Source organism: Lysinibacillus sp. FSL R7-0073, assembly GCF_038009065.1.
In the GTDB taxonomy this organism is placed as follows: Bacteria; Bacillota; Bacilli; order Bacillales_A; family Planococcaceae; genus Lysinibacillus; species Lysinibacillus fusiformis.
Window position 1 is genome coordinate 1,231,887 of record NZ_JBBPAS010000001.1, and the last position, 13,466, is coordinate 1,245,352.

Consider the following 13,466-nt stretch of genomic DNA (forward strand, 5'->3'; position numbering starts at 1 on the left):
ATGACAGTGAAAAAGATTCTGCATATTATCCCTACTACTGATTTTGGTGGTATAACGACCATGATTGTAGATACTTGGATGAATGTTAATAAATCTTCGTACCATTTTGATTTTGTGTCATTTAATAAAGGTACTTACCATGATATTCTCTTACAGCAAGGTTCGAAAATATTTTACGAAACGTATATTACCGAGCAAGGCCCACTTTCTTATATGCGAAACGTTTATCGGATCATCAAACACTATCAATATGATGCCGTTCATGATCATACAGGCTACCGCGCAGTTTTTACCATGCTAGCAGCTCGTTTGGCCGGTGTATCATGCCGTGTATTACATAGCCATACGAATGTTGCTGAAGAATGGAACAATAAAGCCCTGTTAGCATTGTTGAAAAGGCTAAGTGTTGGAAATGCAACGAGACTGGTAGCGTGTAGTCAAAAAGCGGGTGAGTTTTGCTTTGATAAAAGATCCTATGAGGTTGTCGCTAATCCAATCGATATGCAGAAAATAGAGCATTTATCGCCAGAAGAAAAGAAGAGTTTAGCTGAAGGTCTAGGGATTCAAGATGGAGATTTAGTTATAGGGCATATTGGTCGTTTTGCACCTGTGAAAAATCATCCCTTTTTAATTGAGCTTGCTGCTACATTAAAGCAAGAAGGAATTCCATTCAAATTGCTTTTGATAGGGGATGGCCCCTTAGAGCAGGAAATTCGCCTTCTCGTCAAGCAACGAAAAGTAGAGAGTTATGTTCGATTTTTAGGCCCACGTGCGGATATTATTAAGCTCCTTCAGCTCATGGATAAATTTATTTTACCGTCTCATTTCGAGGGCTTTGGCATTGTATTATTAGAAGCTCAAATTTGTGGTACACCAGCTATCGTTTCTTCCACACTGCCAAAAGAGGTAGATCTTAATGTAGGATTATTACAATATTTAGATCTACATGGAGAGATTGATCATTGGCTGCGAGCTATTTTGGAAAATAATGTGAAGCTAGATCCGCAAATTATTAGGAAGAGTCTTAAAAATAAAGGTCTTGATGCAGAAGAAATAGCAACTAGATTATGCGCTCTTTATACTTAGCAAGTAAACTAATTCAAAGGATGAGACTATCCAAAAGAAAATTAAAATTACTCATATCATCACTACGATAGGTCTTGGCGGAGCAGAAGCAATGCTTTATCGTCTCTTACAAAACGTCGATAGGGACATGTATGAGATAGAGGTTATTTGTCTAACAGAGATGGGAACTTATGGTGAGTTTATAGAACAGCAATTAAACATCAACGTAACTATATGTGATATGCGACGGAATAGGGGCAGTGCCTTTATTCATTGTTATAAACAATGTCGAGAGAGTGATATTATTCAAACTTGGATGTATCATGCTAATCTTCTTGGATATATTCTTTCAAAATTACTTAAAAAGAAATTAATTTGGGGTATCCATCATAGTAATTTAAATAAGCATGACAATAAACGAAGGACAATTTTTATTGCAAAGCTTTGTGCTAAATTATCTAAACATGTGGATGCTATTATTTCTTGTGGTCCAAAGGTGAAAGAAATCCATGAAGCGATTGGGTACAAAAATATGCAGCACCGAATTATTGTAAATGGTGTAAACACTGATTTATATAAACCTAGTAAAAAGCGCCAATATTATATGGAACGATTCAACATCCTGAACCAACCTATTTTATTGCATGTTGGTAGATGGGATCCTTTAAAAGATTATGGAAATTTGCTGGAAAGTTTGAAGCGATTAAGGCAGAAACGACAAGATTTTTATATGTTTTTAGTTGGCTATGAGATAGATGGCTCCAATGAGGTATTGCGGCAAATGATTGAGAATGCGCAATTAGAGCATTTTACATTCCTAATAGGTAGTAGAGACGATATTCCACAATTAATGGCAGCAGCAGATCTATTCATTTTATCCTCTTCGGGGGAAGGGCTACCGAATGTGCTGGTAGAGGCACTTGCCAGTGGCACTTGCTGTGTGACTACAAATGTTGGGGATTGTGAATATTTAGTAGGAAATTACGGGGAGGTTGTACCAGCCAAAGATGCGGTAGCTTTATCGCAGGCCATCAATAGGGCATTAAATTACGATTCAAAGCAATATGAACATAAAGCTAATCTTGGTCGTGCACACGTTTTAGCAAATTTTGAAATTAAGCATGTTGTGGAGCAATATCAATCTCTATATCCAGCTATTATTGATAGGAAAGATGGAAAAGCTAATCCTTACTAACAGAAAGGTGTGCTCATGAAAGAAATTAAGATTGGAGCCATTCTTTCGTATCTGACAATCGGCTGCACGATGATTTCTTCCCTTCTTTTTACCCCCTTTATGATTTCGCTTCTTGGACAGAAAGAATTTGGATTATATTCCTTAATGATTGTCCTTGTTGGCTATCTTTCTATTTTAGATTTGGGGTTGGGCAATGCGATTGTACGCTATATTGCTAGAAATAGAGCAATAGCAGATAAGGCATTAGAGGCATCATTAAACGGATTTTTTTTGAAATTATTTATGGGTATTGGCTGTCTTACATTATTGATAGGCTTTTTCCTATTTTCACAAGTACATATTATTTTTGGACAAAGCTTATCTGGAGACCAATTAGCCAAAGCCAAAGTAATGGGCTATATCATGACGATTAGTGTAGCGGTTCAATTTCCACTAGGTGTATTTACTTCCATCTTACAAGCATATGAAAAATTTATTTTTATCAAATTAACAACATTACTACAGGTGATTGTACAGCCTTTGACAATGTTGTTTTTTCTGTTACAGGGAACCGATGCGGTGACATTAATCTATATTATCGCTATTTATAATATTCTCTTTTTAGTATTGGATGTCATTTATTGTATAAGAGTCCTATCCATCCGATTTACATTTACTTTAAAAAACATCAAGCTTATAAAGGAAATTTTTATCTATTCTTTTTTCATTTTCATTACAGTCATTGTCGATAAAATCTATTGGCAAACGGACCAAGTGTTATTAGGCATATTAAAAGGTACTGAGGATGTGGCAATTTATGCGGTAGCTATGCAAATAGTGCTCATATTTATGTCACTTGCGTTAGCCATAAGTGGACTATTTCTACCTCGTATTTCTATGCTTGTTACAAAAGAAGATGGCTTATTAGAAATTAACCAATTATTCATTAAAGTGGGCGCCATTCAGTTTTTAGTAGTTGGCTATATACTAGGCGGATTTTTTCTGTTTGGAAAAGAATTTTTATTACTGTGGTTAGGCAAGGATTTTATGGCCATCTATGCAATTGTCCTTATTATTATGGTGCCATTCAGTATTGATCTCATACAAAATTTGGGTATTAATGTGTTGAAGGCGAAGAATCTTTTTAAATTTAGAACCATTTTGTTAATGATAGTGGCGGTGGTCAATATAATTGTTTCCATACCGGCTATTTATTTTTATGGAAAAATGGGCACAGCGATTATTACGGCATGTTCATTATTGATAGGAAATGTAGTAATCATGAATATTTATTACTATAAAAAAATTGGTTTGGATATTTTGGGTTTTTGGCGGACAATTAGCAGGCTGGTTCTAGCATTTATATTGGCTATTTGCTGTAGTCAGCTTTTATGGGATTTATCGAAACCTCCCATTACTTGGATCTCTATCATCCTTTATATTTTTTATTATACAGTTCTGGCAGGTGGGAGCCTTTTCTTTATTGGCATGACAAAAGAGCAGAGAAGAAAGTGGATAGAGTTATTACGTAAAGGAGGGGCAAAATCTTGGTCTTAGTGAGTGTGATTGTCCCTGTCTATAATGCCGAGAACTATTTGAACAAATGTCTTACAAGTATTTGTCATCAAAGTTTAAAGGACATTGAAATTATTACGATTAATGATGGTAGCGAAGATCAATCATTGGCGATTTTACAAAATTTTGCACAGATGGACGCTCGTATAACTGTTTTAGATATAGACAATGGTGGTGTTAGTAAGGCAAGAAATTTAGGAATGGAACAGGCCAAAGGACAATATATTACTTTTGTTGATGCGGATGATTGGCTAGAGCTAACTATGCTGGAAGAAATGTTTCACGCCTGTAGGCTGACAGGTAGCAATATTGCCAAATGCGATTTATATTGGCAGGAGAAAATGGGAAATAGGCAGCTATATTATCCCTCAAAGACATACTTTACTTATAGCGCAACCGTTTGTTTAAATAAATTATTTACAGAAATAGGTGAAAAGCATTTTGGTTTTGCCAGCTGTAAACTATATAAAAAATCCTTTATAGATTTGCATAAACTAAAATTTGATGAAACGATGAATTTTGCAGAAGACACAGTGTTTCTAACGAGAGCTGTTATAAAAAATCAATCTATCTGCTATGTCCCAAGACAGCTTTATTACTATAATGTAGGCAATCTAAATTCCCTCACAAGTAGAGCTATGAGCAATGTAAGAAACAATTATGATTTGTTGTATAAAAAGCTTTTTGAGGAATTACAAAGTGGAGAGGTTTATGAGAAAGTAAAAAATAGCTTTTTAAATTACCAATTTGAAGGGCTCCTTGTTATTCTTCATCAATGTCCAGCTAAACCACAGGCCATTAAAAATGCCCTTCAATCCTTTTTACAAGCGTATCCAGACGTATTGAAGGTGAAGCTTATTAACCGTACACTAAAACAGTTTATTTTTTTAAAGCTCATAAAAATGAATTGGCTTACTTTATCCTCTACATTAATCTACATGAAGGTGAAAAGAGCACTATAATGGCAGATATTTATTTTATTTTGCTTAATCCTCCACCTAGCGTTACAATTAATGGTGTTATTCAAGGTACGTAAAGTCTGTTATTTAGAGACGTATTGGAAAGAAAGAGTGGTTGAAAAAATGAAAGTTTTATTTATCGGCGATATTGTTGGTTCAATTGGTCGGGATGCGGTAGAGAAATATTTACCTCGTTTAAAAAAGAAATATAATATTGATGTTGTCATTGCCAATGGTGAAAATGCTGCGGCAGGACGTGGAATTACACGTAATATTTATAATGACCTGCTACAAATGGGTGTAGACGTTATTACGATGGGTAATCATACATGGGATAATAAAGATATATTCGATTTTATTGATGATGCTGATTATTTAGTACGTCCAGCCAACTTCTCAGAAGAAGCGCCAGGTAAAGGTATGGTGCAAATTTCTAAAAATGGCGTGACATTATCTGTCATTAATTTACATGGTCGTGTGTTTTTACCACCACATGAGGATCCATTTGCGATGGCAGAAAAATTGATTGAAGAAGCTCGTCAAACGTCACCGCTTGTATTTGTAGATTTCCATGCGGAGGCAACTAGTGAAAAGATCGCTCTTGGCTGGCACTTAGATGGAAAGGCTTCTGCGGTTGTTGGGACGCATACACATGTGCAAACTGCGGATGCACGTATTTATCCAAATGGAACAGCTTATATTACGGATGTAGGTATGACAGGTCCGTATGATGAGATTTTAGGGATGACGAAGGAAAGTGTTATTTATAAATTCCAAACAAATATGCCTTCTCGTTTTGAAGTACCGAAAAAAGGCCGAGAAGTATTGAGTGGTTTCTTTGTAGAGATTGATAATCAAACAGGGAAGGCTAAATCCTGCGAACGCATTTATATAAATGAGGATTATCCATTTCAAGGATAAAAAAGTCGAAGAATGTTGATTTACAGCGCTTTTACCGAGGAAACAGGATTCTTTGTGAAACTAGTCTATTTCCGTCTTGCGGAGCATAAAATGTGCTACGGACAATAACTTGAGGTCCAAAAAGGGGGACATGAGTTGTTGAGCGTAAACACTATTCGCGAAACGGGGAGGAATAATTGTGGATTCATTAAAAGTATCATCACGCTCTAATCCAAATTCAGTTGCAGGTGCATTAGTCGCGGTAATCAGAGAAAAAGGGCAAGCAGAAATGCAAGCAGTTGGGGCAGGTGCACTTAACCAAGCCGTGAAAGCAGTGGCCATCGCACGCGGATTTGTAGCGCCAAGTGGCACAGATTTAATTTGCGCGCCGGCGTTTGCCGATATTTTAATTGCTGGTGAAGAACGAACAGCCTTGAAGCTGCTAGTGGAAAAACGTATTCGATAAAAAAGTAATAAGTAAAATGCCTTGTCACATAATAAAGTGACGGGCATTTTTTCGTTTTCCTATTTACATATGATAGATGTCACTTGAAATAGGTGCGTTATTTTGCTTAGTTTTGAAAATTACAACTTTATGAACATGATTTTCAGTCAAAGGTCTGATTTTCGCCTAAATCGTTGAGAAACAATAGTGCAGAAGGTTTCTTCGTGTTAAACTTATGAAGGAAAAATAATAGTACACATTGGATTTAAGGAGTTGTTGACATGTTACATCAGCTTTCATGGAAAGTCGGTGGGCAACAGGGTGAAGGGATTGAGAGTACAGGTGAAATCTTCTCAATGGCAATGAATCGTTTAGGGTATTTCCTATACGGTTACCGTCATTTCTCTTCTCGAATTAAAGGTGGCCATACGAATAATAAGATTACAGTTCGTCCAACAGAAGTACGTGCAATTGCGGATGATTTAGATATTCTAGTAGCATTCGATCAAGAAACAATCGATGTCAATTATAAAGAGCTTACAGAAAACGGTATTATTTTAGCGGATGCCAAATTTGATCCTGTTAAACCAGAAGATTCAAAAGCACCATTGTTTGCAGTACCATTTACAGAAGTGGCAGCAGAACTAGGCACTTCATTAATGAAAAATATGGTGGCAATTGGAGCAACAGCATCGTTACTAAATTTAGAGGACGCAGTGTTCCAAAATGTTGTCGATGATATCTTTGGTAAAAAAGGTGAAGAAGTCGTTCAAAAAAATATGGAAGCTATTACTCGCGGACGTCAAATTATGAATGAGCTTTTAGGTGATCGTATTGGCGAATGGGCGCTTGCGCCAGCAGATGGCAAACGCCGTATGTTTATGATTGGTAACGATGCTGTGGCGCTTGGTGCATTAGCAGCTGGGACACGCTTTATGGCTGCCTACCCAATTACACCGGCTTCTGAAATTATGGAGTATCTAATTAAAAAACTTCCAAAATTCGGTGGCACAGTCATCCAAACAGAAGATGAGATTGCCGCAGCAACAATGGCGATTGGCGCTAACTTTGGTGGTGTTCGATCCTTTACAGCATCGGCTGGTCCTGGTCTTTCATTGATGATGGAAGCAATCGGTCTTTCAGGTATGACAGAGCAACCATTAGTGGTCGTTGATACACAACGTGGAGGTCCATCAACTGGATTACCAACAAAACAGGAACAATCAGACTTAATGGCTATGCTTTATGGTACACATGGGGAAATCCCTAAAGTAGTCATTGCTCCTTCAACAATGGAGGAAGCATTCTTCGATACGATACAGGCGTTTAACATTGCAGAGGAACTACAATTACCGGTAATTTTAATGACGGATTTACAATTATCGCTAGGGAAACAGTCTGTTGAACCATTTGATTACAATAAAATTGAAATTCGTCGCGGTAAAATCGTCATGGACGATTTAGAAGAAGCGGCAGACAAAGCTTATTTCAAACGCTATGAAGATACTGAAGATGGTATTTCACCTCGTGTATTACCAGGGAAATTACATGGTATTCACCACGTTACTGGTGTGGAACATGACGAAACAGGTAAGCCATCTGAAGCTACGGGTAATCGTCAAGCTCAAATGGATAAACGTTTCCGTAAGTTAGAGAATTTGAAATTTGATAATCCCGTGTTTGTGAATGCTCCACATGAAGAGGCGGATATTTTATTAGTTGGCTTTAACTCAACTAGGGGTGCAATTGAAGAAGTTCAAGAACGACTAAATGCGCAAGGAATGAAAGTTAATCATGCGCATGTTCGCTTAATTCATCCATTCCCATCTGCGGAAATGGCACCACTTGTAGCGAAAGCGAAAAAAGTAGTCGTTGTGGAAAATAACTATACGGGTCAATTGGCAAATATTATGAAGATGAACATAGGTGGTCACGATAAAATCGCGACAATCACTAAATATAACGGTACACCATTCTTGCCAGGTGAATTAGAAAATCGTGTGAAGGAGTTGACTCACTAATGGCAACATTTAAGGATTTTCGTAATGCAGTAAAGCCAAACTGGTGCCCAGGTTGTGGAGACTTCTCTGTACAGGCAGCTATTCAACGTGCTGCTGCCAATGTTGGAATTGAACCAAATGAACTTGCAGTAATTTCTGGAATCGGTTGTTCAGGTCGTATATCAGGTTATATCAATTCTTATGGATTCCATGGTATTCATGGTCGTGCACTACCCATTGCACAAGGATTAAAAATGGCCAATCGTGATTTACATGTTATTGCTTCTGGCGGTGACGGTGATGGATTTGCGATCGGTATGGGGCATACGATTCATGCCATCCGTCGAAATATTGATATTACGTATATTGTCATGGATAACCAAATTTACGGCTTAACAAAGGGCCAAACATCTCCACGTTCTGCTGCTGGATTCATCACTAAATCCACACCAGGTGGAGCAATTGAGCCATCGTTAAAACCTTTAGAAGTTGCATTAACAAGCGGTGCTACATTTGTGGCACAAGGCTTCTCAACAGATATTAAAGAATTAACGGCTTTAATCGAAGCAGGGATCAACCATAAAGGCTTCTCATTCATCAATGTCTTTTCACCTTGTGTCACATATAACAAAGTGAACACTTACGATTGGTTTAAAGAGAACTTAACAAAATTAGCGGATGTTGAAGGTTATGATCACTCAGATCGTGGTATGGCGATGCGTACAGTGATGGAAAATGAGGGCTTAGTAACAGGAATTATTTATCATGATACAGAAACAACATCTTATCAAGAGAAAGTACCTGGCTACTCCGAGTTACCATTAACAGATATCGATATTAAAATGAGTGAAAATGATTTCAATGAGCTAGTAAAAGAATTTATGTAAAATGATAGAGTCAAAGCATTTGGACTGGTAATAGTCCAAATGCTTTTTTTGTTGTATGGATGAATAGCTTGTTAAGACAGTAAACGTAAGCACTGACACCTATATATGTGAAGAACAATTTAAAACCTTATAAAAACCTTATAATCATTTTTTACACTAAGGTCATCGAAAGGATGATGACTAATAATGAAAGATATGATATTGAAAACAGAAAGTCTTACTAAAACATTGAAAGGGCAAAAAATTGTAGACCAACTAGCGCTAGAAATTCAACGAAATACGGTTTATGGTTTGCTTGGACCTAACGGGGCAGGGAAATCAACAACATTAAAGATGATTACAGGTATGCTACGTCCCAATACTGGATCAATCATTTTTAATGGGCATACTTGGACACGAAATGATTTACAAGACATTGGTGTCTTAATCGAAACACCGCCACTATATGAAAATTTGACAGCTAAAGAAAATTTACAAGTCCGAACAATAGCCTTAGGTTTACCAAAGAGTCGTATCGAAGAAGTTTTAAAGGTTGTAGATTTAACGAATACAGGTAAAAAACGGGCAGGACAGTTTTCTTTAGGGATGAAACAAAGACTAGGGATAGCGATTGCACTGTTAAACAAACCAAAGCTATTAATTTTAGATGAGCCAACAAATGGGCTAGATCCAATTGGTATACAGGAGCTTCGTAAGCTTATTCGTTCTTTTCCAGAGCAAGGCATTTCGGTCATATTATCCAGTCATATTTTGTCTGAGGTGGAACAAGTCGTCGATGATATTGGAATTATCGCTGATGGGAGACTCGGTTATCAGGGCCCAGCACCACAGGGGCAGGAATTAGAATCATTATTTATGCAGGTTGTGTCTGCTAATAGAAAGGGAGGCCATTAACATGCTATCCATCCTGAAAGCAGAACAATTAAAATGGAAGAGGACTTTTATTCCAGCCTTACTTTGGCTTACTCCCTTAGTAACATGGCTTTTAAGTGCAGTACTTATGGGTGGTTCGTATTTTCAAACAGGTGCATATAACTGGTGGTATACGATGCTACTTCCAGGTGCTTTAACGATTTGCTGCGCATTAGTAGTGGAAACAGATAAGAAAATGAAATATCAAAGTATACTTGCACTGCCTCTTGATCTAAAAAAAATCTGGCTGGGCAAGATACTTTCATCCAGTGTGTGGCTACTTTTTATCTCTGTCATTTTCTTTATTGGAATTACGGTAGGGGGCTGGCTTTTCGGTCATAGTTTATCGCTATATAGCAGTATGATAAGTACTATAGTCATTTTCATAGCGTTTTTGTGGCAAATTCCTTTATGTCTTTTCCTAGCGGCGAAATTAGGCACATATTTAGCTATTTTATTCAATTTAGTTGCCAATATAGTAGGAATTGTTGTGTTTGCAGATGGGGAATTATGGTACAGCTATCCGTTTGCAATAGGAGCGCGTTTAATATGTTCCACAATAGGTATGTTACCGAATGGTTTACCAGTACCAGAGGGAAGCCCTTTATTGAATACAAATGTTATTTTCCCAGGCATTATTATGGCATTAGCTTGGTTTATAATAGTTTGTTTCCTTACTGCCAAGTGGTTTCAAAAAAGGGAGGCCAAATAGCGGATGGACATGTTACGATTATTGAGAGCAGACTGTTTAAAAATAAAACGAACACCATTTTTACTCACACATTTAGTTGTTCCCATTGTTATTTCAGCACTCTTTTTAGCCTACTATTCTTATTCACCATGGGATTTTAAAGGGAAAGTAATGGCGTATTTCCAGGGGATTGCATGTGGCTTACCCATTATTATTGGACTAGTGTGTGCTATGGCATCTGAACAGGAGGCAAACGCAGGTCAATTCCAGGTCATGTTAGCAACAACAAATAGGAAAATGAAGACATATGTTAGTAAGCTATTACTGTTATTGCTGTATAGCTTTGGGGCAATTTTCTTATCTATAGCCATCTTTAGTATTGGTTTTATCGAGCTATTACACGAAGAAGATTTTAGTTATTCATTTTATAGTATGGCTGCGTGTATTCTCTTTGGAAGTCATGTTTTTATATATATTTTACATTTATATGTGAGCTTACAATTTGGAAAAGGTGCTTCGATCGGGTTGGGTATAGTGGAGGCTCTTTTGGTTGCTCTATTGCTTACAGGCTTAGGGGATCATATTTGGCCCTTTTTACCTTATGGGTGGAGTGGACATTTTGTCTCTTTATGGATCATAAAGTCGACAGGAGTGAATATGGCTCTACTCGAAACAAGTATGCTTACAGGAATCGTTTGTTGTTTGGCAGGCAGTGTATTTGCCTTTATTTTGTCGTGTCTATGGTTTGGAAAATGGGAAGGTAGAAGAACGAAATAGTAGGAATAGATAGTTGAGGGTGAGTTATGGCAAACATATTAGTCGTTGATGATGAAGAAGATATTTTAATATTAGTCAAAAATGCACTGCGTAAAGATGACCATTTAGTAACCGTTGTTTCTGAATCTACAGAAGTTTATAAGATGAATCTTGGTTCCTTTGATTTGATTTTATTGGATGTTATGATGCCAGCTATTGATGGTTTCACATTATGTGGGCAAATTCGTCATGCTGTAGATTGCCCTATTCTCTTTCTCACTGCTAAGTCATTAGAGGAAGATGTGATGTATGGTCTAGGATTAGGAGCAGATGATTATTTGATTAAACCTTTTGGGATTGGGGAGTTACGTGCAAGGGTGAACGCTCATATTCGACGTGAACGAAGAGAGAAGCGGAGCATCCTTTATATCGATAAGGTTCATTTTAATCTATCTGGGAAAGAGCTTTTTGTGAGTGATGAGCGAGTCATGCTCACAAAAAGTGAGTATGAGATATGTGAATTTTTAGCACGACATCGAGGGCAGGTCTTTTCAAAAGAACAAATATACGAAACAATTTTTGGATTTGATGGCAAAAGTGACAGTACAGCTATAACAGAGCATATTAAAAATATTCGCTCGAAGCTACATGCTTGTGAAATAGATGCTATTGAAACGGTTTGGGGGATCGGCTATAAATGGAAACCATAAAACCGGGGAAGGGAACACGCCTTCATACATTTTTCCTTAGGTATTTATTATTTTTGTGCTTGGGAATTATTTTATTAGTAGCCATGCTTATGGGACTATTTATGTTTGCCTTTTCAGCAAATATTATTTTGCCAGCAAATTATGCGGAAACGCAGATTGCTTTAGCTAAGAATCAGATTATTTCTAGCAAGTCAGTTACTGCCGAAATGATCCCAGAGCTTGTGGACTATGCGGTGATTTCTAACAAGGGGGAATTCATATCAGGTAATTTAACAGAAAAAGAGGCTTTTGATGCGTGGCATTTGAAGCAAAAGGGAGAGACACAGGCTAATTCACGATTTTATGCGTTTATAGAGCGAGAACAAGAATTTTGTATTTTACGCTATAGTTTAGTGCCAGAATATAGCTCTGCTATCTTGAGAAAGTATATGCCAAATCCGCAATTATCTGTCTTACTATTATTTATTTTTGGGGTTATCATACAAGCTACGGTGCTGGCTATTCATTTTGGCAGAAGGCTCAAGCAAAAAATGAAAGGCTTACAAGACGCCATTGAGAAGATACAAAATCAAAATTTAGATTTTCATTTAAAACCATCAGGTATTCAAGAAATAGATGATATTGCAATTTCCTTTGAACATATGAAGGAAGCCTTAAATTCCTCATTGAAACAACAATGGGAGGCAGAAAAATCACGTAGAGAACAAATTTCTGCACTTGCCCATGATATAAAAACCCCTCTCACCATTATAAGGGGGAATGCAGACCTTTTACTGGACACCGTTCAGGATGAAACACAAAGAGAATATAACGATTATATATTGAAAAATACCCTTGAAATTGAAAAGTTCATCAAACAACTAATGGATATATCCAAAATGGAGCAAAGCGCTGCTAGTGAAAAAATAACTGTAGATATGTGTACTTTTATTCAGCAACTTGAACATCAAATGAGGGCCCTCTCTTTAGAAAAAAACCTTGAAGTAATGGTAGAAAAAAACGAATTGCCAAATTCAATTGTTGTAGAGAAAGAGCTTTTTTATCGGGCACTATTAAACCTGATTGTCAATGCTGTAGAGCATACACCCAATAACAGTAAAGTTATTTTGTCTGTTCAAGGAGAGAATAACGTTGTTCATTTTACTGTGACGGATAGTGGCACAGGTTTTTCACCGCAAGATTTAAAGGAAGCAACGAAACAGTTTTATCGAGGTGATCCAAGTAGAAATTCAGCGAATCATTATGGTATGGGGCTCTATATTGCTCAATCCATCATTCAAAAACATGGTGGCACATTGATACTAGATAATGATTCATTGACTGGAGGAGGAAAAGTGACCATCACTATTGTGACGTCTGGATGATCAGGCGTCTTTTTTGATTTCCGTTTAT

The 13,466-nt window shown here is 37.1% G+C and carries 13 protein-coding genes; all 13 read left to right on the forward strand.

The genetic code is table 11. The features are described 5' to 3' along the window. The 13 genes from MKY88_RS05830 to MKY88_RS05890 all read left to right on the forward strand — a co-directional run bounded on the left by MKY88_RS05830 (position 1) and on the right by MKY88_RS05890 (position 13,438). Positions 1-1,086 (forward strand): glycosyltransferase, encoded by a 1,086-nt coding sequence (locus MKY88_RS05830; RefSeq protein ID WP_340813159.1) that lies wholly within the window; start codon positions 1-3, stop codon positions 1,084-1,086. A gap of 67 nt (positions 1,087-1,153) precedes the next feature. After that, a complete protein-coding gene (locus tag MKY88_RS05835; RefSeq protein ID WP_340814800.1) occupies positions 1,154-2,260 on the forward strand; it encodes a glycosyltransferase in 1,107 nt (368 codons plus the stop codon). Positions 2,261-2,275: 15 nt separating this feature from the next. Then, entirely contained in the window at positions 2,276-3,796 is a 1,521-nt protein-coding gene (locus MKY88_RS05840) for an oligosaccharide flippase family protein (protein WP_340813160.1), read from the forward strand. Continuing rightward, the gene (locus tag MKY88_RS05845) at positions 3,796-4,776 is read left to right on the forward strand and encodes a glycosyltransferase family 2 protein (protein ID WP_328203300.1); all 981 of its coding nucleotides are present in this window, start codon (positions 3,796-3,798) and stop codon (positions 4,774-4,776) included. Before MKY88_RS05840 ends, MKY88_RS05845 begins: the two co-directional genes overlap by 1 nt. Before the next feature lie 120 nt (positions 4,777-4,896). Beyond that, positions 4,897-5,694: a TIGR00282 family metallophosphoesterase gene (locus MKY88_RS05850; protein ID WP_258268004.1), complete on the forward strand. Its 798-nt coding sequence runs from the start codon at positions 4,897-4,899 to the stop codon at positions 5,692-5,694. A gap of 178 nt (positions 5,695-5,872) precedes the next feature. Then, entirely contained in the window at positions 5,873-6,139 is a 267-nt protein-coding gene (locus tag MKY88_RS05855) for a stage V sporulation protein S (RefSeq protein WP_004224903.1), read from the forward strand. Positions 6,140-6,399: 260 nt separating this feature from the next. Next, a complete protein-coding gene (locus tag MKY88_RS05860) occupies positions 6,400-8,139 on the forward strand; it encodes a 2-oxoacid:acceptor oxidoreductase subunit alpha (protein WP_328202920.1) in 1,740 nt (579 codons plus the stop codon). Next, on the forward strand, positions 8,139-9,005 hold the full coding sequence (locus tag MKY88_RS05865; protein ID WP_025114005.1) for a 2-oxoacid:ferredoxin oxidoreductase subunit beta: 867 nt from the start codon (positions 8,139-8,141) through the stop codon (positions 9,003-9,005). The genes MKY88_RS05860 and MKY88_RS05865 overlap by 1 nt, the downstream gene beginning before the upstream one ends. Before the next feature lie 186 nt (positions 9,006-9,191). Continuing rightward, positions 9,192-9,899 (forward strand): lantibiotic protection ABC transporter ATP-binding protein, encoded by a 708-nt coding sequence (locus MKY88_RS05870; protein WP_340813161.1) that lies wholly within the window; start codon positions 9,192-9,194, stop codon positions 9,897-9,899. 1 nt (position 9,900) lies between these two features. Continuing rightward, the gene (locus MKY88_RS05875; protein WP_340813162.1) at positions 9,901-10,629 is read left to right on the forward strand and encodes a lantibiotic immunity ABC transporter MutE/EpiE family permease subunit; all 729 of its coding nucleotides are present in this window, start codon (positions 9,901-9,903) and stop codon (positions 10,627-10,629) included. A gap of 3 nt (positions 10,630-10,632) precedes the next feature. Then, positions 10,633-11,385: a lantibiotic immunity ABC transporter MutG family permease subunit gene (locus MKY88_RS05880; RefSeq protein ID WP_340813163.1), complete on the forward strand. Its 753-nt coding sequence runs from the start codon at positions 10,633-10,635 to the stop codon at positions 11,383-11,385. A gap of 26 nt (positions 11,386-11,411) precedes the next feature. Continuing rightward, positions 11,412-12,074 (forward strand): response regulator transcription factor, encoded by a 663-nt coding sequence (locus tag MKY88_RS05885; protein WP_340813166.1) that lies wholly within the window; start codon positions 11,412-11,414, stop codon positions 12,072-12,074. Beyond that, the gene (locus MKY88_RS05890) at positions 12,062-13,438 is read left to right on the forward strand and encodes a HAMP domain-containing sensor histidine kinase (protein WP_340813168.1); all 1,377 of its coding nucleotides are present in this window, start codon (positions 12,062-12,064) and stop codon (positions 13,436-13,438) included. The genes MKY88_RS05885 and MKY88_RS05890 overlap by 13 nt, the downstream gene beginning before the upstream one ends. Positions 13,439-13,466 lie beyond the last annotated feature (28 nt).

Excerpts from the sequence above, each read along its gene's own strand:
- MKY88_RS05860 (WP_328202920.1), top strand. The coding sequence starts at position 6,400 with ATGTTACATCAGCTTTCATGGAAAGTCGGTGGGCAACAGGGTGAAGGG.
- MKY88_RS05865 (WP_025114005.1), top strand. The coding sequence starts at position 8,139 with ATGGCAACATTTAAGGATTTTCGTAATGCAGTAAAGCCAAACTGGTGC.
- MKY88_RS05850 (WP_258268004.1), top strand. The coding sequence starts at position 4,897 with ATGAAAGTTTTATTTATCGGCGATATTGTTGGTTCAATTGGTCGGGAT.
- MKY88_RS05880 (WP_340813163.1), top strand. The coding sequence starts at position 10,633 with ATGGACATGTTACGATTATTGAGAGCAGACTGTTTAAAAATAAAACGA.
- MKY88_RS05840 (WP_340813160.1), top strand. The coding sequence starts at position 2,276 with ATGAAAGAAATTAAGATTGGAGCCATTCTTTCGTATCTGACAATCGGC.
- MKY88_RS05890 (WP_340813168.1), top strand. The coding sequence starts at position 12,062 with ATGGAAACCATAAAACCGGGGAAGGGAACACGCCTTCATACATTTTTC.
- MKY88_RS05830 (WP_340813159.1), top strand. The coding sequence starts at position 1 with ATGACAGTGAAAAAGATTCTGCATATTATCCCTACTACTGATTTTGGT.
- MKY88_RS05885 (WP_340813166.1), top strand. The coding sequence starts at position 11,412 with ATGGCAAACATATTAGTCGTTGATGATGAAGAAGATATTTTAATATTA.
- MKY88_RS05875 (WP_340813162.1), top strand. The coding sequence starts at position 9,901 with ATGCTATCCATCCTGAAAGCAGAACAATTAAAATGGAAGAGGACTTTT.
- MKY88_RS05870 (WP_340813161.1), top strand. The coding sequence starts at position 9,192 with ATGAAAGATATGATATTGAAAACAGAAAGTCTTACTAAAACATTGAAA.